The sequence below is a fragment of the Pseudoalteromonas sp. DL2-H2.2 genome (assembly GCF_021532535.1).
In the GTDB taxonomy this organism is placed as follows: Bacteria; Pseudomonadota; Gammaproteobacteria; order Enterobacterales; family Alteromonadaceae; genus Pseudoalteromonas; species Pseudoalteromonas rubra_A.
On record NZ_JAKGBD010000008.1, the window covers coordinates 245,108 to 266,634 of the forward strand.

Genomic DNA, 21,527 nt, shown 5'->3' on the forward strand with positions numbered 1-21,527 from the left:
CCATACCGATCAAAACCCTGCACCGTCTTCTTGTCAGTGTAACCCGCTGTAATAGAATCAAAAGCCAGCTTAGAGTTATCATGCAAAGTTAACCAAAAACATACTAAACGGCCCAACCGACAACGATTTCTGGCCCTCAACCCAATTTGTAATCAAAAGTTGAGCAATTGTTTTAAAATCGCTAATAACTGCGGATAAAAAGCTACTCAACCAGAAAAAAGTGTTGTAAATTATTTATGCGCCTGTACCAAATGACGGTCTAACTGATAACCGTCTCACTCTTAACTGTAAAAAAAGCAGGCACACAACAAGAACAGTTTTAAAGTGTCGCGCAAAGGAAGTTGTAACCGCCGATCAGCAGTAATGGAGCCATAGAACACTCTGGCACCCAACCTGACTTATGCACCACCTCCTTATTAGCTGCACCACAGAGTAAACGGGTGAGTGATGTCAGACTCCACATTAGAATATTACAGCCGCAATGCCGTCAGCTTTGCCGAGGCAACCTTTGCAGTGAACATGCAGCCATTGTATGACGAGTTTTTACCCGCCATACCCAAAGGCGGCACAATCCTCGATGCCGGCTGCGGCTCTGGCCGCGATGCACTGGCGTTTAAAAACCTTGGCTATCGCGTTGATGCCTTCGACGCCTGCGCAGAGCTTGCCAACATCGCCAGCTTTCATCTGGAACAACCCGTCGGCTGCTTCAGCTTTGACGAACTCAGAGCAACCAACATCTTTGATGCCATCTGGTGCTGCGCCAGTCTGCTGCACGTGCCAATGGCACAGCTGCCAGACGTATTTCAGCGCCTGCAAAACGCACTCAAACCAGATGGCATCATTTATATCTCATTCAAATACGGCGAGGGCGAACGCACCGCGGACGGCCGCGCATTCACCGACCTCACAGAGCAAAGCCTGAACACCTTACTTGCCCAAAACACCGGTCTTAAAACCTGCAAAACCTGGCAAACCGGCGACCAACGCCCCGGCCGCGAACACGAACGCTGGCTCAATGCGTTGCTAATGCTGACAGACGAAAAGCGGGTGGGTGGTGAATAGTTTTAGCCAAGACACCGTATTGCAAAACAGCGCACGTCAACTGACGGCGGGCGGCACCGATCCCTTATTGCCAAAACTCGTGCATGCCATTAACCATGCCGACGAAATTGAAATCACAGTCTCTTTTATCCAGCCAAGCGGACTGGCGTTGTTATTCGATCCATTGCTTGAGGCGCTACGCAGTGGCGCACAGCTCAAACTGCTTACTTCTGATTATCTCGACATCACCAGCCCGGTGGCATTACGCGAATTAATGACACTGGTTGAGCGTGGTGCTGATATTCGCATTTATGAAAGTGACAAACATCAAAGCTTTCATATGAAGTCGTACATTTTTGTTAAAACGCAGCAAAACAGCGCTGAAATTGCAGCAGGCTGCGCCTTTATTGGTTCAAACAATATTAGTAAAAGTGCACTGACTACAGGGCTGGAATGGTGTTTTCGCCATGACTACACCCATCCTCCTGGCAGCAAGGGGGCCTGCGAATTCAATCATATTCGCCGGGCATTTGCCGAGCTGTTTGCTCATAATATGGTTAAAACACTCAGCCATAGCTGGATTGATACCTATATACAAAGACGAAATGCGCCGCAGTTTATTGTTGCAGGGGAGTCGGAAGATGCCAGCGATGCAGAGCCCGTAACACCGCGCGCCGACCAACAGCTGGCACTGGACGCGCTGGCAGAAACGCGCCGTCAGGGCTTCAAAAGGGGCCTGGTGGTGCTCGCAACGGGTATGGGTAAAACCTGGCTTTCGGTATTTGATGCACAACAAATGCATGCAAAGCGTATTTTGTTTATTGCTCACCGCGAGGAGATCCTGACTCAGGCTCAGCGCACCTTTGCGCGATTATTACAATGCAAAACCGGGCTATATACGGGCAAAAAGAAAGACTCAGACGCCGATTGCCTTTTTGCCTCAGTCCAGACATTAGGGCAAGCGCGTCATTTGCAGCGCTTTGCGCCGGATCATTTTGACAATATCGTGGTGGATGAATTTCACCACGCCAGTGCCCGGGTTTACCGCGCATTACTCAACTACTTTACCCCTCAGTTCTTGCTGGGTTTAACGGCCACGCCGGAGCGTACCGATCAGGCCGATATACTCGGACTGTGCGACAACAACCTGGTGTTTGAACGCAACCTCACTCAGGGAATAGATAACGGCACGCTGGTGCCATTTCAGTATTATGGCATTTGGGATCAGGACGTTGACTACAGCGCAATTCCCTGGCGCAACGGCCGGTTTGACCCGGACGCACTGGAAAACCAGTTTGCAACCAGTAAGCGGGCGGCCCATGCATTAAAAGAGTGGCAAGCGCGCAAACAGCAACGCACGCTGGCCTTTTGCATTTCTAAACGCCATGCCGAGCACATGGCGGGTTACTTTAATCATGCAGGTATTAAGGCGCTGGCCGTACACAGCGACTCTCAGGTACGTCGTAATGATGCGCTCGAACAGCTTGAGCAAGGGCAGGTTGAGATTTTATTCTCAGTGGACTTATTTAACGAAGGCACCGACCTACCCAGCATTGATACCGTACTGATGCTGCGGCCCAGCGATTCCAAAATTCTATTTTTACAGCAGCTTGGCCGGGGATTACGAACTTGTGAAGGCAAAACCCACCTCACCGTGCTGGATTTTATCGGCAACCACCATAGTTTTTTAAATAAGCCGGCGGCGCTGCTTAACGCGCAGGGCGCAAAGGGTGTGACACAAGCACTGAGAGCTCCCAAATTGCCCGAAGGGTGCTTTATCAACTTTGACCTAGAGATCACCGATTTCTGGCAGCAGCTGGCCAAAATACAACGCACCACAGCACTGGAAGATTATGATCATCTGGCGCAGCTGCTTGGGCATAACCCAAGTGCAAGTGAGTTCTATCGCCATTACGGCGACCTGAAAAAAGTCAATAAACAACACGGCAGCTGGTTTGCGATGCTGGCCGATATCGGTGACGAAATTAATGCAGACTGGTTAGCGCCATACGCAGCCTTTCTGTTTAATGCCGTACAGCAAACCAGTATGACCAAATGCTTTAAGGCCATTTTGCTACAAGCGTTTATACAACTCGATGGCTTCAGAGCTGCGCCACCCCTGAGCGAGCTGGCCAAAGTCAGTGCAGCAATTCTAGCACGCTACCCGCATCTTAAAGCGCATGATCTGCCAGAATCCAAACGAACACTGGAACCAGACAGCCTGGCCTGGTTCAGCTACTGGCTGGGCAACCCCATAGAAGCCTTTACCGGACTCAAAAAAGCCAAACAAGGCACAACCTGGTTTAAGGTCGAAAAAAATGGTGAAGATCTGCAAGGCGCGCAGCTGATTGCGAACGTACACACTGATCCGCTGCCGGAGCAGGATATCGACAAGATGGCCGACTGTGTTGCAGAGCTTATTGAACTCAGACTGGCTGAATACACCCAGCGCATTGAAAACAAGCGTATTTCAGAGCTGAAAGCAGCAACCCCAGAGCCGGAAAAAGCCTCTGACGAAAAAGAGCCCGAGATACCAGCGCAGCAAAGCGAACCTGACAGCTCCAATGTGGTTCAGCTGCCGTATTTCCCTAATCTAAAAATTGCCTGCGGCCACTTTAAAACCGGTGACGGCAGCGATATGACATGGCGACCGGCACCTGATCGTGCTGGCAGGGTAGACCCGGACAAGCACTTTTTGGCCCACGCCAGCGGCAACTCAATGAACGGCGGTAAAAACCCCATTCTGGACGGTGATTTACTGCTACTGGAGCGCATCAGCAGCGACAACGCCGGTTCACTCACGGGCACCACCATCGCCATCGAACGATTTGATGAATCGGGCGACGCCCAGTTTTTACTGCGCGACGTGCAAAAAGAATATAACGAACAGGGCGAAGCCAGATACCTGCTGGTCGCCCGCAACCCGGATTACGAAACCATTATCGCGGACGAGAGTTTAGTGACGTTTGCGCGGTTAATAAATATAAGGATAAGAATAAATGAGTGAGTCATTAATATTGCGTTTTGATCCGAACACAATTGAGCATTTAGGAGTTTCACTTTATTCAAAATTACCGAGTGTTTTATCAGAGTTGATAAGTAACTCATGGGATGCAGATGCAAATAATATTGAGATAGACTTTCTTGAAAAGGGAGAGGAAAAGGCAATAGAATATCAAGATGATGGCGAGGGAATGTCTTTTGAAGAGTTAAACAATAAGTACCTAGTAATCGGAAGAAATAGAAGAAAAGAAACACAGAGGCAAACGAGCACTTCTGGCAGGCCTGTAATTGGTAAGAAAGGCTTAGGGAAGCTATCTGTATTTGGTATTTGCGATGAAATTGAAGTTGAATCAGTCAAGAGTGGTGTAAAGAATCACTTTTTGATGAACTTGAAAGATATTAAAAATAGTATCGGCAATGAGTACTCACCTGAGCAGATAAAGAAAAATGAGCCGACAGATGAAAAATCGGGAACTAAAATTCGGCTAAAGAAAATTCGTAGAAAGAGTAGCTTTGAACTTGATGATATTGCCTTAAGTTTATCAAAAAAATTTATTATATTCGATGAAATGAAGTGTAGTCTAAGAAAAAATGGAAATGATGAATCGGAAGTAAAAGTGACGAATGAGTTAAAGTATAAATCTTTGAATAAGGAATTTGAATGGAATTTTCCTGACATCAAGTTTGATGATCAATACATGCACTGGGATAAAGTTGGAGGGAAAGTCATAACGTTAAAAACGCCGGTTAGAGATACTGAAATGAGAGGTATCTATCTCACTTCTAGGGGTAAAATAGTAAACACGGCTAGCTTTTATGGAGCTAGGGATAATGACCAATTTCACAGTTACGTTACTGGGTACATTGAAGTTAATTTTATTGACGACTTCGATGATGATGTAATATCTACGGATAGGCACTCTCTTAATTGGGAGCATGATGAAACTAAGGAATTGCAAAAGTATTTAATAAAAACAATCAAAAAAATTGGTGCTGAATGGAAGAAAATGAGAGGCTCTTCGAAGAAAGATACTGTTCAAATTAAACACAATTTAGAAATTGATAAATGGAGGGAGGAATTACCTTTATTTGAGAGAGAATTAAGCGATAAAATAATAAATCCAATTTTGGAGAACGCTAATATTGATACAGATGAATCCGCAGAGATAATTAGTCGAGTAATAGGTAAGTTCGACAATGAGTCGTATAAAATGTATGCAGATAAAATTTCTCAAATATCCACAAAAGATGAAGATATACCAATGTTACTATCTATCATGGATGATTGGAAAACAGTTGAATCGAAACATTATAGAGATCTCGCAACGTCCAGGGTTGAGGTAATTAAAAGGTTTGAAAATTATTTAGATGAAGACACAAGGGAAGTGCCAACTCTGCATAATTTTTTGAAAAAATTCTCGTGGCTGCTAGATCCAAGAATTCTTGAGTTTAAAGACGAAGTTAAATATTCTCAATTGTTAAAAGAGTCATTCCCAGAAGAAGATTTAGAAGAGAAAAACCGGCGTATAGATTTTCTTTGCAGCAATGCATTAGGTGATATTCTTTACGTAATTGAGATAAAAAGGAGCAACTATAAAGTTGATTTAAGATCATTGGAACAGGCTTACAGATACGGTGCTTTTTTAAAGCATAAGTATGCTTCTACAACAGGTTTCTCAAAAGTCGTATGCTTTGTTGTCGGTGGTCAAAAAAACTCTTCAGATTACTTATTTTCCGACAAAGAAAGAACCTATATTCAAAGTGGTGAAGTATTTGTTAAAACTTACGTTGAACTACTTGAGCAGTCAAAAGAGTATCATAAAGAATTCATTGAAGCTTATGACACTTATAACAAGTCTAGGCATTAATTAAGGCAGAATAGCTCTAACAAAGTTACACCAATCTTGTATGCCAACAACGGAGGAACAGCATTACCAACCTGAACATATTGGTTGGTTCTGTTCCCTTCGAAGAAGTAGTTATCAGGGAAGGTTTGAAGGCGAGCGGCCTCCCTGACTGTCAAACTTCTGCATTGTTTTGGATCATAATGCACAAAATAGTGGCCATCTTTTGAAATATGGCTGGTTACTGTTGTTGCGTACCTGTCTGCCACCTGGACTCTGAACCGGTCAGCATGTGTGCCTGTGTCCCAGTTACTGTGAGCAGGGGCCAGGGATTTTGGAAACTCTCGCGATTTTGGAGAAACTCCGTCACCCGTCATTGCGTATCCGGCGCAAAAGGCATAACGCAATAAGTCATCTGCCATATGACCACGAGTTTCGTGATTCAGTACTTTTTCAAGATTACTATCGTAAAGCCAGTCCCGGAGGTGCTGCGGCATAAGTTCAGGTTCTCTGTATGGACCGTCTTTCTTTCTCTGTAATCCTTTATAGGGTTGTAACACCTGTTCTGAAATGCAGCTTTCATCAAACAGTGACTTCAGGATTGTAGAGACTTTGCTTGCGTTTTCTGAGATACATGTTTCCCAGTCAGCAGTAATATCTTTTTGCTTAGAAAAGCCGCTACGAAGTTTAGGCAGATCATCAATGGTTTGCCTGACTGTGACAGGAGCATTGGCTTTTTCCAAAACACCCGGTACCGCGTTTATGTCGCTTCTGACACCTAACAAAATAACTCTGTGTCTGGCCTGGGGGATACCGTGCTCTTCACAATTAATGAGGTAGTCTTTTGTACTCTTATATGCTGGTGCTTCAGTGTCGCTGCTTGGCACTACGAGGGAGTATATCTTGTAACTGTAGTCGCAATTATGCGTTGTTATCTTTCCCGGCTCTCTGAGGTCTTCCAGAATGCTGGGAAACATAATTTCGCCGTCGATCTTGGCTGACAAAATACCTTTCACGTTTTCCATTACAAAGACATGTGGCTGCGCAATACTCAGTACTTCAAGGTATTCTTTATATAAGAAGTGGCGTTTATCTTCTTTGGCTACGTACTCTTTATTACCGGCGTTACGAGATCTGCCTGCGAGTGAGTAAGCCTGACATGGCGGACCACCAATGACGACTTTTGGTCCACTATGCTCGCTGACAAGTTGACTAATTCTCGAATGGATCAAGTCATTGTCTTTGCCCAGCTCTCTGGGCGCGCCCAGAGTTTCTTCTTCTGCTTCTGCGGCTTGTTCCGGGTGAAGCTCGAAAAGCTGTTCCCGGGTTATTTCACCGTGCAGATAACGATAGTAGTTGCAGGGATCTTTAAGCTCGTATTTGAGTTTTCTGAATAGCGCACGGGTGGTCAGTGTTTTATGTGCGTAAGGATCTTTCTCAACAGATACACCTATTTTGAATGGATACTGGCCTGATTCAGTTTTAGCTGAAGAAATACCTTCACCGAGCCCGCCTGGTCCCGCGAATAAGTCAATTACTAAAACGTTATCAATGTCCACTGTTAAGCCTGCCTGAGAAAAGTCAGAAAATATAAACAAGGTTGTGTTGAGTAGCAATACATTAGTGATAAATATCCGTTTAAGCGAATGTAAAATGTTCAATCTACAGAAGGTTAGTCCAATATTTGATTGGTAAATTGGAAGCGGGAGTTAATTCATAAGGTTTGTGTGGGAGCGAAGTAAGTCTCTATATGTAACTTCCTGAGGCGATTGAAAATTCGATAGGCCTGTTCCATCAATTACTCCGATATTGTGCATTCCCTGGAGCCATGTTGATATCAATAGTGGTAAAACTGAGGGCGGCAGTTTTTCTTTTCCTTTTACAGCGCACCCCCAAATAACGAGTGTACGTATCCCGCAGGCATGCAGCTGACAGAGTGCCTTTTTATCTCTTATGGTATTGTCGTGGAGTTTTGCTTGCCAAAATTCTTTCCGGGTTCCCGGAAGCTTAAACAAAGCGCAGTCGTGAGCATGCCAGAAGCATCCGTGGCAAAAAATAGCTATGTTTAAGTCATTTACAAAAAAGTCAGGGTTTCCCGGTATATGCTTTGGTTGGGGGACAAATTTCAGACAGCGCGCTTCTAAGAGTGCCTTTACGGTGTTCTCTAAGGCTGTGTTAGTGGAACTAATGGCACGCATGTTTTTACTGCGAGTTTTTCTATTGTGAACATCCATAACCTGTTTCCGGCGTATCTATCTTGAAAGTGCTCCAGCCATTGCGGGTGGCCCAAAGCTTGAGAACACGATAAAAATAAGTCTAAACCAGTTGCATCTCAATGTTTGGAATATTTCTATACTTCACGTTTTTGCAATATTTATGCAGCAAAATTTAAATCAGCTCATTTTACCATCAATGTGGGTAGCAAATTACCCGCTAACTAAACGCTAAAAATAAGTAAAAGGATTAAGAAATGAAAAAGCTGATTATTGCTGCGGCATTGAGTACGTGTGCGTTTTCTTCTGTGGCTGGCGAAGTGGTGCTGCATAACGTAGGCGTATATGCAAATAGCTCGGTAAAGCTGGATGTATGGGCAAGTGCTTACAATGCGTATGGCTACTGTCATATTAATGGGTTTGACGATGCGGTGCGTTTTACCACTAAGTGTGGTGAAGACGAGTCTACGTTTGCCCGTTACGCCGGTGGCACTAAGTGGGTGCAAAAAGACAGCGGCTCAAAAAATCAGTGTTACGCACTGCTTGAATCGGTGACTTGCGTAAACTACTAATATTTGCGTTTTAGATGGGTTTTTGGCCGTCTAACTTTAGTAAACGCATTTTAAGTGAGCATTGGCCGCATTCGCGGCCTTTTTTGTTTTTTACCGGTAGCCGTTTCTTTCTGTTTTGGATTGCTTACGCCTAAATCCTCATTTGCGAGTATTGCCTTACTCTGGCGCATGTTGCCTATTGTGTGTTTCGAGCCTTAATGCCAAGGGCTATAAGACTATAATCTAATATCGTCAGGCTTTGTTGTGTACCCTTTATGTGGTTATATTGTAACCGCCTGTAATTGCTTTGGCGCTGGGTTGTGAAAGTCTGGTGTTTTAAACAGGCTGCAGCTGGCAGGTTACAAACAATGAGTAAGCGCATGTTTTTTATGTATGAACATGAATATATTCATTACCTTGGTAAGGAAAAACAATGCAAACTAAAAAAATGACACTGAGTCTGAACAAAAAAATTATTAAAAATCTGGATAACGCCGCATTGACTAAGTTGCTGACCAATCAAGTGGCCGGTGGCACGGGTGGTGGCTCTAACAGCTATAACGGACCTTGTTATACTCCGGCTACATCGCAGCGCTACTGCTAATACAATTAGCTATGGCTGCGCGTGCATAGCCTTAAATGACAGCGTTGTTTTTACTTGTCGATAAAGTAAACGATTAAAATTATGCCAGGCCTCAGAGTTGTGTTTCGAAGCAACCAGTTTGGCTGAACAGGCTGCTGTAATTTATCAGTAGCGTTATTGGAAGAATAAAAATTAGGAGGGGACCTGATGAAGATTAAATTGAATAAAAAAGTGATCAAAAAACTGGATGACTCTGAGCTGGGCGATGCTGCGACTAAGCTTGTTGCAGGTGGCCTGGTCAGCTCAATGTACACCATGCTGAAAACAGGTGTCTGTTAATTCCTGTCTCATGTGAACCATCTGGATAGTCAGATGGCCCTTTTAGCAATGTCAGGCTCCCTGTGTGGCATTGCTTTTTTTATGTTTTACTATTTTGGTAATTATACAAGGCTAGCCATCTGTAACGCTATAAAGGTGAGTGTTTAATGAGCAAACAACCGTTTTTTTTGTATAACAGCTGTTATTTAATGGTTAATGCCTTTACCTTAGCGCTGCTGGACGGTATAACACTCTAAACTCATGCAAAAACAAATTTCTATGTCTATTCAGTTGATTAAAAAAGCTGTAAAAGCCTTGTCGGCAAATAGTGAGCTCCAGCCAGATATTCTTTACATTGAAGGATATTTAATGGGGCTGGGTGTTGCGTTGCAGCCCCCTTTGCCAAGCGAATGGCTTGAGCACTTATTTGGTCACTATAAGCTTGAACACGCCAAGCAATTAGAAGCAGTGATGGATTTTTACACCATCTGCTTTCGCAGAATGATCCGCGACGAAAATGCCTTACCTAAGCAATGCGCGCTATCTAAAACCGCGCCTGAAGAAAGCCTGGGTGCCGATAAGCCGCTGTCTTTGTATTGTATGGGCATGTTGCGCGCGCTTACCTGGATTAATACCGAGCATATCAATGCCGAGCAGCGCCAGCAGCTACAGTGGCTTAAGGAGATTTTACGTGGTTTTACCAGCTATGAGCAGGCCAGGCGGGAGTTTGCCGATGAGGACGAGGACTTTGGTAAAGTGCTGCTTAAGCAACGTCGTATGATCCCAACTTATGTGGCCAATACCGCCTACGCAATGCGTTTTGCCGATGACATGGTTGAAGTGCTGGGCGAGTATGGTATCACCGATCCTCAAATGCTGGAGCTGGCGCACGAAGCGTTCAACGAGATGCTCGAAGAAGTCTTAGACCGTGATGATGAAGAGGCGATTGCAGATTACGACCGCCTGGTTATGCGGTTTGAAGAAAATATGATCACCCCCGATTATGTAACAGAGAACATGGGGGTTTTCTGGAAAATGCACGAGACTCGGCCATATATGATGCTCCGCGCCAAGCGGGCACAACTTAACCTGTGTTATGGCAAGCCAGAAAAAGCCGTTGAAGAGCTTCAGGATTTGTTGCGGTTAAACCCCAACGATAATCAGGGTAACCGGTATTTATTGCTGAACTGCTTTATTGTGATGCAAGATTGGGCACAGCTCAGAGATTGTTTGGGGCAGCTTAGCGAATGCTCCACCTTTACGCAGGCTGCACATGCACTGATGGCGTATGCTACCGAAGGCGACACAGCCCACAGCCGCGAAGCCAAAAGGGCGCTTAAAGAGTACAACAGTCATTTTCTGAAAGTTGCGACCGGCCAGAAACGGACCAAGCCCTGTCATGATTCGTACTCACCTGGCAGCGAAGAAGAGGTAGACTTTTACCTTGAAGCGGGTGGTAAAAAAGCCTGGCTGAGTGTTGAAGGCAGCTTGTTCTGGTTACGCCAGAAGTAACGGACTCTATCAACCATGATAGCTCGGCTTATTAGATTACTCACCAAAAGGTCTAAACCAAAGCCAAAGCGCTGGGCTGACCAGCCTTTTGAGTATGTTGAAGACAAGAAAATGCTCTCGTGTCCTTGTGTTAAAGGCCCGCTTGAAAAAGGCAATCCTATACTCAAAATGCTGGAAGAAGGGTCATTGACCATGGGGCATGTGCGCAAAGACCCTTATGAGGGCTTGTATGACGCCCGCAACTACGACTGGCGCGAAGACCCTAATAACCCACCTTAGTTTTCTTTGTTTTTTAAAGCCTTTATATAGCCACTGAGGTGCCTGTAAGCTGCTCCCGTGTCGGTGCACGGGATGACGGTGTGGCTTTTGCAGGTTGTGCTTTATCTTAGCCACTGAGTTGCCTGTAAGCAGATCCCGTGTCGGTGCACGGGATGACGGTGTGGCTTTTGCAGGTTGTGCTTTATCTTAGCCATGAAGCTGCCTGTAAGCAGATCCTGTGTCGGTGCACGGGATGACGGTGTGGCTTTTGCTGGTTGTGCTTTAACTTAGCCACAGAGCTGCCAGTAAGCAGATCCCGTGTCGGTGCACGGGATGCCGGGATCTTCTACACAGCCACGACTTAAGGTTCTCATTATTCTCGGCTGTACTTACAGAGTTTCAGGCACCTGTGTGGCTGCCTTATAACCGAGCGCCGGTAAATTATATGCTAGACTCAAATTTGGGTCGGGCTGTAACAAGGTATGGCTGTTGCATGGGTAATCGTTTTAAGCCATTGATTACTTTGGTTATCACATCATATATGGTGTTGGTTAGTCATGCGGTATGGGCAAAAGAGTTAGTGGTCGCGTTTGGCCTTAGCCGCCCGCCCTATGTGGATGAACGCAGTGGCTCCGGGATTAGTGTAGAGCTATTTAAGCAAGCCGCCGGGGAGCTGGGCTGGCAATATAAAACACTTTTTGTATCTATCAAACGCATGGAGCGGTTACTCGAAAGGGGCGAGATAGATGTTGCGGTAGAAATGTCACGTGCTCAGCCGGGTTTACATTATTCCATTCCTTTTATTTCCTACAGTAATTATGCCATCCACAGCCGCAACCCCGGATTTGTACTGAACTCTATGCAGGAGCTTGCCAGGCACAGTATCTGCGCCTGGCAGAACGCGTCTGAGCACCTGGAACTGAGCGAGATCGTGGCGGGCAAAGAAGATTACCTGGAATTTCCCCAGCAACGAAACCAAGTAATTGAGTGGCTCAATGGTAAGTGTGATGTGATCCTGATTGACGACACGCTGCTGCGCTGGCACCTTTCTGAACTTAACCGGTCATCCTCTGTGTACATCAATAATCAATGGGGCAAGGTGCTGCTGCCATTCGAAAATAATCCGCTGTGGTTTTATGTTGCATTCAAAGATGCGCAGCTCAGGGATGCGTTTAACACCAGCCTGACCAAACTGATCCAGACGGGTCGCTACCAGCAAATAAGAGAATACTGGCAAAGCGCACAGCAAAAGGAGTAATACGAATTTTGTGCAAATTGCTGGTAAGATATCAGGCATCACCCAAGATACTTTAGTCGCCAAGGAGGCGGAGCATGAGAGACTGGAAATCAAACCTGTTAGTGACCGGGCTCGTATTGTTAGCCCTTTACCTGAATCGGGAAGCCCTTGCTGCGTGGCTGGAGACTCGATTACTGACCACCCCTCTAGCAACCGAGCAGTCGGGAGCCAGCAGTGCTGAGCATCATAGCCTCGGGTCTAGAACCGCACATCAGTCAGCTGAGCCGGATTCAGATCGCACAGAACATGTAGCCTGTGGCGCCCCAATCCAGTATCGGTGCAATATTGCGGCGCTGGGCAGGGTAAAAATTCAAAGTGCTGATGGGATTTACACCTGGCAGGATGACAGAGGCATCACTCATTTTGGCGACAGGCCACCACAACAAGGTGCGACTGAATACCAGTTTAAGTCTAATCAGGCGTTGGACTATTTTGATCTTGAGCTCGATTATGGCGCCTTGAGCCGTGATTTTCGCAATCGTCTGGAGGCCCGATTGAACGCGGTGTTTCGTACTTACACTGGGATTGTTGGGCTGGAAGCTATGCGCAAGGTTAAGTTGCGTATAGTGATTGCAAATAATCGCCGCGCTTATCGCAAGATGCTCGAGGTTCTCGGTTCCAGTGCCGCAGGCAATCAGGGGATTTACAAAGCAGCCCATAACATTGCGGTGGTTGAGTATCGCAATGAGGCGCAAGCTATGCGCACTGCTATTCATGAAGCAGTACACGCCATCAATCAGGCAGTACTTGGCAATACCCCGCGTTGGTTTAATGAAGGGGCTGCGGAGTATTTTGAGTATATCGAAACGTCAATGAATCTTAGCCAGCTTAAGCCAAATGGTGCCTGGGTTCGTAATAACTATCTGGTTGGCAGCTTGGTGCATCCAGATGGCTTGTTTGAAGCCGCAGGCTCATGGAAAGGCAAGTCTCAGAGCCTGATGTACAGGAGTAGCTGGGTATTTGTTTACTATCTTATGAGTTCACAGCATGGCCGCGCGCAATTAAAGCACTATATGCGTCTCGAGCAGAAAAACCCATGTGATCTGCTTGGGGTTGCTCAGGTTCAGTCAATTTTTGAAACGCTCGAAAGCCGGTTTACTAATAGCTATGCCCAGGTAACGCGGCAGAAACTTACTGAGCACCGGTTTTAGGGGGGAATGTTAAGTGCGTTTTATTGTTTTAGACTGTAACCCTGGCGCCAAAGTGTCAGAGTAGTTCGCTTCTGATGATCCTGGCGATGGAGGTGAGGTCGGTCTGGCGCTGCATGGCTTCGCTTTTGCTGATCCCCTGTATTGCTTCATAATCATCAAGAAAGAATGCGGTATCGTATTTATTGGAGCGACTGCATTTGACATAAACCAGCACATAGCAATATTGAAAAATCTGGTCTAATGAACGGAAGAAGTCGATGTCGTTGGCGCTGATATTGGGCTTTACCGTCTCGTTAAGACGATTAAGATACACATGTTTTATGTACACTGAGCGGCCATTGCGCGAGTACTTAGCAATGTCGTGCACTCCCTGGTTAAACACAGTTTTGATCTGGACATCGCTCAATGGCACCAGGTTTGACGTAAACATGTCTGTGCCCGACTTATGGGCTGACGTTGCCCATGATTTAAACTGTTCAAACATGTCTTGGCTCCTTCAAGTCTTGTTATTCAATAAGTTAGCTGTTGAGGTACGACTTACGCTATGCTCACCTTCATTTCACTGTGATTGAAGTAAGTGCGTGCAACTGTTGTTATGGTGTTAAATAATAGCCCAATTGAATATTAATGTGTTCATCACTTGTAACTTTTTTAACGGGAAACTTACTACCCAGCCTAAATTGGTCGGTATGAGCGTGAATTAAGTTATCAAAATGTTTATTTTTTGAGCGGGTGTTCCGGTTTGTTGGATGACTGTTTTGGGTATGTAATGGTAGTTCTTGCGCTTAACCACGGGATCTGTTCGCTAACAATATGTCAGGCCGCTTTTCTCGCCACTCCAAACCTGGCAATTCATCAAACGCCCCTGAATTGAAGAATTGTTTCTGTGGTCAAAAATTATCTGTGCCCTAGAATTAGCTTATTCATCAGGTGTTGAATTAATCGCCTGCGCTTGGCTCGGTGCGTAAACCATCGTGTCAGCGCAGGTGTAAACAGGAGCATTATGAAATCCCGAGGTCGTCCCGATAAAAACGATGAAGATGGCAGAGCACGGCTGGTGCTCGCTGCCAGGCGCTGTTTTACCACCGCCCCTTATTCTCAGGTGACTACGCGCATGCTGGCGCAAGAGGCTGGTGTCGATGCTGCGCTGATCCGCTATTACTTTGAAAATAAAGAAGGCCTTTACAAAGCCATGTTTATGGAGGTCACCGGAGAGGTGGTAGCGGGCATTGAAAAAGCCCTGAGTGAGGACAGGGCGTTTGATTTGGAAGATATCTTTCATATTTTCTATGACGTGATCAAACAGTCGCCGTCATTTCCTATTTTGATGTTTAAAGAAATCGTGCTGGAGCAGGGGATCTGCCGGGACTATCTGATAGACAAGCTGCAAAACACCCGTAAACCGTTTTTCTTTGGCATGCTGGCCAAGTTCAAACAGCAGGGGCTTATCAAAGAAGATCTGGATGACAGGTTGCTGATATTAAACCTGATGGGCTTATTGATTTTCCCCTGGTATATGCGAGAAGGCATGGCCAAAGCCATGGGAATCGAATTTAACGATGAACAGCTGACAAAAATGGCAACCCATAACGCCAATATGTTCAAGTATGGCTGTTTTAAAGAGAGAGAAAAACATGAAGATTAACTGGCAACAAAGACGCTGGCTGTTGGTATTACCTGTGCTGGGCATTGTGATTTTAATCGCTCTGGCGTCGGGCAAAAAGCCGCCACAAAAACACAATAATGGTGTAGAGGCCTTGCTGGTGGACACCGCACAAGTCAAAACCACTCGGATAGCGCCCTATGTGACCGGGTTTGGTCGGGTGCGCCCCAAGGAGCGCTGGCAGGCACTGTCTGAGGTTAGCGGCCGGGTTATCTATCGGCATCCCAATCTGGAAAAAGGCAAAGCACTGAAAGCGGGCACGGTACTAGTTAAAATCGACCCGATCGATTACGAGCTTAAACTGGCTCAGGCACGCTCTGACCTTAATTCTGCAGAGGCCGAATTGTCGCGCACCAGGCTCAACGACGAAAAACTGTCTTTGTCTTTGCGCCTCGAAGAGCAGCGCCTGAGCGTGTTGCAAAAAGAGTTAAAACGTAAGCAGGGGCTGCTTAAGTCGGGCTCGGTATCGGCTTCTACGGTAGATGCCGAGCAGGCCAATGTCTGGGCACAGGAGCAAAAAGTGCTGGATGTGAGTAATGCCGTAAACCAGCATCCCGACAACATGGCAGTGGCCGAGGCTAAAGTAAAGCTGGCCCAGGCCCGTCTCAGTGAAGCCGAACGTAAACTGGCAAAAACCACTTTGACCTTGCCGTTTGACGCCCGCATTGCCGACGTAAGCGTTGAAATGCAGCAAGTGGTGGCCGAGCGTGAAAGCCTGGTGACGGCGCACCGTACCGATCTGATGGAGATCCCGGTTCAGGTAGCCTTGAGCGACATGCGCCACTTTGGTCAGTACTTGTCGCCGCAACTTATCGAAGGCGAATTCCCGGATGTACAAACCTGGGATCTGGATGCCGAGGCCAGTTTGTACATTGGTAACAAGCAGTTTAGCTGGCAGGGCAAACTGACCAGTGTGGGTGAAAGCATCGACCCCGAAGGCAATACCGTCACTCTGATTGTGGATGTGGCCTTTGATTACAAAGCATTTGAGCCGGGTAAGCGGCCACCACTGATCAGCGACATGTACGTTGAAGTAAAGGTAAAAGGTGCGCCCCGGCCTTTGTTGTCGGTGCCATCGCAAGCGCTGCATGGCGACAGGCTTTACCTGCTGGAAGACGGCAAGCTGGCTATTCGTACTGTAGAAGTGGCATTTGAATCCAATGGTCGCACTGTGATCAGACAGGGCGTCAGCACAGGTGATGTTGTGGTGCTCAGTGACGTTATTCCGGCTGTACCGGGCCGAGCGCTGCGCACGACTGCTGCCGGGGAGCCGGTGTTATGATTGCCTATTTTGCTCGTCACCCAACAGCGGCCAACCTGCTGATGCTGGCCATTATTGTGCTTGGGCTAAGTGCACTCCCTCAGCTGAAGCGAGAAACTTTTCCTGAAATCGCACCAAGTCAAATTCAGGTGAGTGTGCCATACCCAGGTGCAAACCCGGAAGAATCTGAGCTTGCGTTATGTGTACCGCTCGAAGAAGCCATGGACGGACTCAGTGATATTGAGCAAATCACCTGCGAAGCGCGCGAAAGCATGGCCAAAATGATTGTCGAAATACAAGAAGGTGGCGATATTACCCGGCTGATGTCGGATGTAAAAACCGAAGTCGACGCCATCGACACCTTTCCGGACAAGGCCGAAAGCCCGGTTATTAAAGAGCTTGGTCGCACTGAGTCGTTGATCACGTTAGCTATCAGTGCCGATTTACCTGCGGCTGAGCTAAAAGACTATGCCGAGTCGGTTAAGCGCAAATTGCAGCGGCTGCCGGATATCTCTTTGGTAGAGATCCACGGCTTTTCTGACCGTCAGCTCAGAGTTGAGCTGTCTCTGGCTTTGCTGCGCCAGTACGGTTTGTCGATTAACGATGTGGTCAGTCACATTGAGCGACAAAATATCAAGCTGCCCGCCGGTAATTTAGAAACCCAGGGTAAAACACTGCAAATTCGTTTTGACCAGCAGGGCGTAACGGCCAAAGAGCTGGGCGAGCTGGTAATAGCCAGCACTCAGTCGGGCGGGCAACTTAAGCTTAAAGACTTAGGTAAGGTGACCGAACGGTTTGAACTGGACGAGGCAAAAGTTGAGTTTAATGGCAAACCGGCCGCTTTGCTGAAAATCAAGAAAACCAAAGCGCAGGATGCACTGGACCTGGTTGAGCAGGTATATAAATTTGTTGAACTGGAGCGCCAGCTGATCCCCGCAGGGATTGAGATGGCACTGACTTCCGATCAGGCCAAAATTGTCTCCGACCGTTTGGCTATGCTCACGACTAACTCCTGGCAGGGCTTTTTACTGGTGTTTGCCGTCATGTGGCTGTTTTTTACCTGGCGCTACTCGTTCTGGGTATCTATGGGTTTGCCTATATCGTTTCTTGGCGCATTCTGGCTGATGACGGTGCTGGGCGTCAGCATCAATATGATCTCTATGGTGGGCATGTTAATGGCTATCGGCATATTGATGGATGATGCCATTGTGATTGCCGAAAGCATTGCCAGTCATGTTGAGCGTGGCGAAGGCGTGGAAGAAGGGGTGATCAAAGGCGTTAAACAGGTTGCGCCCGGTGTGTTGTCGTCGTTTTTGACCACCGCCTCTGTGTTTGTCGGGCTGGCATTTATCGCGGGCGATATCGGCCAGATCATGAAAGTATTTCCGCAAATGTTGTTGGCCGTGCTGGTTGTGAGCCTGGTTGAGGCCTTCCTTATTCTGCCTAACCATTTGTTGCATTCACTGCATAAAAAACAGGATACACCGGCATCTGGTTTTAAGGCACGGTTTAACCAGCGCTTTGAACGTTTTCGCACTGAGGTGTTAGTCGACTGGGTGGAACGCGCAGTGACATACCGTTATGCGGCCGTGGGCGGGGTACTTGCGCTGTTCTTCCTGAGTATTTCTTTGATGGCAGGAGGGTTTTTGAAGTTCAAAGCGTTCCCCGAGCTGGAAGGCGATATTCTTGAAATGCGCCTGCTGATGCCACAGGGCACGCCTTTGTATGAAACAGAGCTGCTGGTTGCTCGAGCCGTGAATGAACTAAACAAATTAGATGAAGCGTTTACGCCGGAGCAGCCAGAACAACAGGCGCTGGTGCAAAACGTGATTGTTGAATACAACAGCAACCAGGATGCCGGTGAGGAGGGCACCCATGTGGCGACGGTGCGTGCCGATTTGCTGACGGCTGAAACACGCAATACCAGTTTGCTATTGTTACAGGACCGCTGGCGCGAAGCGGTTGGTGAAATTCCCGGATCTCTGGCATTGGCATTTAAGCAGCCTGCAGTGGGGCCTGCCGGGCGCGCAATTGAGATCCGCCTGTATGGCGACGATCTGGCCATGTTGTCGAGTGCATCATTCGAAATTCAGCAAGCGCTGGCTGAGTACGATGGGGTGCAAAACCTGATGGACGACCTGCGTCCGGGTAAAGAAGAATGGCTGGTGCGTCTGTTGCCGGGAGCAATGTCACTGGGCGTGGATGGCGCAACTATCGCCAATCAGCTGAGAACCGCTTTCTTTGGTCAAAAGGCCGATGAGTTTCAGCGCGGTGATGAAACCATTGAGCTGGACGTCAGGCTGAGAAAAGCAGATAAGTCGTCCTGGTGGCAGTTACAGAATTACCCGATCACGCTGGCCGATGGCAGACAGATCCCGCTCTCGGCAGTGGCTGAGCTGATCCCCGCGCGGGGCTATGCGCGGATTAACCGGGTTGATGGTCAGCGCTCGGTAACCATAATTGGCGACGTTGACGCGGCCATTGCCAATACCGGTGAGATCATCGCTGCGGTTGACCAAACCGTGGTGGCGCCACTACTGGCCAAATATCCGTCGCTGTCTGTGAGCTATGAAGGAGAAGTAAAAGAAGGCGGCAGCACCGGCTCGTCGATTGGCAAAAAGTTCCTGATGGGACTGGTGGGTGTCTTCATTATTTTGAGCTTTCAGTTCAGAAGCTATATGGAGCCTGTAATGGTCATGCTGGCTATCCCGCTGGCGCTGATCGGCGCGCTATGGGGCCACGTGCTGCTCGGCTACGACTTTACTATTCCCAGCATGATGGGGTTTGTCTCCTTAGCCGGGATCGTTGTGAATGACTCCATCTTGCTGGTGACTTATATCAAGGAGCATCAAAAGCAAGGACTGGATGCACATCAGGCAGCAGTGCAGGCGGCACGGGAGCGCTTCAGGGCAGTCTTCATCACCACCGCGACCACAGTGGCGGGCATGTTACCACTGCTTTTGGAAACCAGCTTGCAGGCCCAGATCTTACAGCCCCTGGTGGTAAGCCTGTTGTTTGGCATTGCAGCGTCGTCTTTGTTGGTGCTGTTTATCCTGCCATGCCTGTATGTGATCCTCGAAGACAGAGGCCTCGCAGCTCAACACCACTTGAGTGAATCACAGGCCAAAGCCTAGTCCGCTTGAGCGCCCCCAAATCAATGGTTTTGGGGCGCTCTGTTGTCTATCTTTTTTAGTAAGCCGTGTGTTCCAGACACTGACTTGCCTAGCCCCACTTGGGTCATCCCCGTGCTCGACACGGGATCTGCTTACCGACGACACGGTGAGCAACTTTTTTTAGTAAGTCGTGTGTTCCAGTCACTGACGTGCAAGGCCCCACTTCCGTCATCCCGTGCTCGACACGGGATCTGCTTACCGGCGACACAGTGGGCAACTTTATCTCATAGCCTGAAAACCCGCTTGTTATCTGCGATATTTATGTTGTCTTCCGGATGGTTCCCGGCTCGGAGGCCGGGATGACAAGGGGCTCGGAGGCCGGGATGACTGCGATTAGGCACCTTGAATGGCGCATGGAGCAGAGTCAGGTAAAAGGAATTCAGTAGCACTGTATACAACAAATTTTGATGGGCAGCGAGTTTTAGACACTGACTTGCCTAGCCCCACTTGGGTCATCCCGTGCTCGACACGGGATCTGCTTACCGGCGACACAGTGGGCAACTATAGCGTGTCTTAAGTATATTTAATAAGCCTGCATGTTCAATCTGGACTAAGATCCTATTTTGAGAAGAGGAAAAGGATTTTCTAATGCAAGCATATGTTTACATCATGGCTTCGGCTCCCTATGGGACGTTATACGTAGGTGTTACTACGCATCTGAAGAAAAGGGTCTGGCAGCACAAGACTAGAGTCGATTCAACATGTTTTACGGCCAAGTATGAGGTCTTTAACCTTGTATACTTCGAAATTAGCCAAAGCATTCAAAGTGCAATCAAAAGAGAGAAGCAGCTCAAGCGTTGGCGACGAAGTTGGAAAATTGAACTCATTGAAAAAGTGAACCTTGATTGGCGGGATATGTACTATTCAATTTAATCAATGAGTGAACTCTGGAGTTGGCTAGGGGAGTTCAATTGGTTGCTTTTCTATCTGGCGATACAAACAAATTGAGACACAGATAAAAGTGATTTGTGTCAGCTTTGATTTTCAGATGTTGCACATACGTACCAACTATCAGTCTACTAAACTCATTACTTGGTCATCCTGTGCTCGACACGGGATCTGCTTACCGGCTGCGCGGTGCGTTCATTCTATCTCAGAGCCTGAAAACCCGTTTTTTATCTGCGATATTTAAGTTGTCTTCCGGATGGTTCCCGGCTCGAAGGCCGGGATGACAAGGGGCTCGGAGGCCGGGAAGACAAGGGGCTCGGAGGTCGGGCGACAGTGGTTAGGAACTCGAGATGGTGCATCGAATTGAGTCAGGCACAACAGGGTCAATAGCACTGTATACAACAAATTTTGATGGGCAGCGTATTTTAGACACTGACTTGCCGGGCCCCACTTCCGTCATCCCGTGCTCGACACGGGATCTGCTCACCGGCTGCGCGGTGGGCAACTTGATCTTATAGCCTGAACACCCGCTTTTTATCTGCGGTAATTAAGTTGTCTTTTGGATGGTTCCCGGCTCGGAGGCCGGGATGACAAGGGGCTCGCAGGGCGGGCGACAGTGGTTAGGAACTCGAGATGGTGCATCAAATTGAGTCAGGCACAACAGGGTCAATAGCACTGTATACAACAAATTTTGATGGGCAGCGTGTTTTAGACACTGACTTGCCTAGCCCCACTTGGGTCATCCCGTGCTCGACACGGGATCTGCTCACC

Annotated in this window: 17 protein-coding genes; 14 read left to right on the top strand and 3 right to left on the bottom strand. The window is 47.5% G+C overall.

Annotation, left to right across the window (positions count from 1 at the left end):
• The first annotated feature begins 447 nt into the window (after positions 1-447).
• The 3 genes from L1285_RS15215 to L1285_RS15225 are packed head-to-tail and all read left to right on the top strand — an operon-like array spanning position 448 to position 5,912.
• Positions 448-1,062 (top strand): class I SAM-dependent methyltransferase, encoded by a 615-nt coding sequence (locus tag L1285_RS15215; protein ID WP_235413050.1) that lies wholly within the window; start codon positions 448-450, stop codon positions 1,060-1,062.
• Positions 1,055-4,048: a DEAD/DEAH box helicase family protein gene (locus L1285_RS15220; protein ID WP_235413051.1), complete on the top strand. Its 2,994-nt coding sequence runs from the start codon at positions 1,055-1,057 to the stop codon at positions 4,046-4,048. Before L1285_RS15215 ends, L1285_RS15220 begins: the two co-directional genes overlap by 8 nt.
• Positions 4,041-5,912 (top strand): ATP-binding protein, encoded by a 1,872-nt coding sequence (locus tag L1285_RS15225; protein ID WP_235413052.1) that lies wholly within the window; start codon positions 4,041-4,043, stop codon positions 5,910-5,912. Before L1285_RS15220 ends, L1285_RS15225 begins: the two co-directional genes overlap by 8 nt.
• On the opposite strand, the gene L1285_RS15230 is transcribed toward L1285_RS15225, so the two are convergent.
• The gene (locus tag L1285_RS15230) at positions 5,909-7,447 is read right to left on the bottom strand and encodes a DNA cytosine methyltransferase (protein WP_235413053.1); all 1,539 of its coding nucleotides are present in this window, start codon (positions 7,445-7,447) and stop codon (positions 5,909-5,911) included. The genes L1285_RS15225 and L1285_RS15230 overlap by 4 nt on opposite strands.
• A 150-nt stretch (positions 7,448-7,597) precedes the next feature.
• Entirely contained in the window at positions 7,598-8,122 is a 525-nt protein-coding gene (locus tag L1285_RS23970; RefSeq protein ID WP_442960507.1) for a very short patch repair endonuclease, read from the bottom strand.
• Between the two features lie 236 nt (positions 8,123-8,358).
• Between L1285_RS23970 and L1285_RS15235 the strand changes: the two genes are divergently transcribed.
• The 7 genes from L1285_RS15235 to L1285_RS15260 all read left to right on the top strand — a co-directional run bounded on the left by L1285_RS15235 (position 8,359) and on the right by L1285_RS15260 (position 13,771).
• Positions 8,359-8,673: a hypothetical protein gene (locus L1285_RS15235; protein WP_235413054.1), complete on the top strand. Its 315-nt coding sequence runs from the start codon at positions 8,359-8,361 to the stop codon at positions 8,671-8,673.
• Between the two features lie 412 nt (positions 8,674-9,085).
• Positions 9,086-9,256: a hypothetical protein gene (locus tag L1285_RS15240; protein WP_156158583.1), complete on the top strand. Its 171-nt coding sequence runs from the start codon at positions 9,086-9,088 to the stop codon at positions 9,254-9,256.
• Between the two features lie 186 nt (positions 9,257-9,442).
• Entirely contained in the window at positions 9,443-9,574 is a 132-nt protein-coding gene (locus L1285_RS23635) for a hypothetical protein (RefSeq protein WP_268836089.1), read from the top strand.
• Positions 9,575-9,832: 258 nt separating this feature from the next.
• Positions 9,833-11,065: a hypothetical protein gene (locus tag L1285_RS15245; protein ID WP_235413055.1), complete on the top strand. Its 1,233-nt coding sequence runs from the start codon at positions 9,833-9,835 to the stop codon at positions 11,063-11,065.
• Between the two features lie 15 nt (positions 11,066-11,080).
• Positions 11,081-11,344: a hypothetical protein gene (locus tag L1285_RS15250; RefSeq protein ID WP_235413056.1), complete on the top strand. Its 264-nt coding sequence runs from the start codon at positions 11,081-11,083 to the stop codon at positions 11,342-11,344.
• A 472-nt stretch (positions 11,345-11,816) separates the two neighbouring features.
• Entirely contained in the window at positions 11,817-12,581 is a 765-nt protein-coding gene (locus L1285_RS15255) for a substrate-binding periplasmic protein (RefSeq protein WP_235413057.1), read from the top strand.
• A gap of 74 nt (positions 12,582-12,655) precedes the next feature.
• Positions 12,656-13,771 (top strand): DUF4124 domain-containing protein, encoded by a 1,116-nt coding sequence (locus L1285_RS15260; RefSeq protein ID WP_235413058.1) that lies wholly within the window; start codon positions 12,656-12,658, stop codon positions 13,769-13,771.
• Between the two features lie 55 nt (positions 13,772-13,826).
• Here the strand turns inward: L1285_RS15260 and L1285_RS15265 are convergent, their stop codons facing one another.
• Complete coding sequence (locus L1285_RS15265; RefSeq protein WP_046003388.1) at positions 13,827-14,255, bottom strand: hypothetical protein; 429 nt, start codon at positions 14,253-14,255, stop codon at positions 13,827-13,829.
• 519 nt (positions 14,256-14,774) lie between these two features.
• Here L1285_RS15265 and L1285_RS15270 point away from each other — a divergent pair.
• The 4 genes from L1285_RS15270 (at position 14,775) to L1285_RS15285 (ending at position 20,741) form a co-directional block, all read left to right on the top strand.
• Positions 14,775-15,416 (top strand): TetR/AcrR family transcriptional regulator, encoded by a 642-nt coding sequence (locus tag L1285_RS15270; protein WP_235413059.1) that lies wholly within the window; start codon positions 14,775-14,777, stop codon positions 15,414-15,416.
• Complete coding sequence (locus L1285_RS15275) at positions 15,406-16,716, top strand: efflux RND transporter periplasmic adaptor subunit (protein ID WP_235413060.1); 1,311 nt, start codon at positions 15,406-15,408, stop codon at positions 16,714-16,716. The genes L1285_RS15270 and L1285_RS15275 overlap by 11 nt, the downstream gene beginning before the upstream one ends.
• A complete protein-coding gene (locus L1285_RS15280) occupies positions 16,713-19,829 on the top strand; it encodes an efflux RND transporter permease subunit (RefSeq protein WP_235413061.1) in 3,117 nt (1,038 codons plus the stop codon). The genes L1285_RS15275 and L1285_RS15280 overlap by 4 nt, the downstream gene beginning before the upstream one ends.
• A 627-nt stretch (positions 19,830-20,456) precedes the next feature.
• Positions 20,457-20,741: a GIY-YIG nuclease family protein gene (locus L1285_RS15285; protein WP_268836090.1), complete on the top strand. Its 285-nt coding sequence runs from the start codon at positions 20,457-20,459 to the stop codon at positions 20,739-20,741.
• The last annotated feature ends 786 nt before the right edge of the window (positions 20,742-21,527 follow it).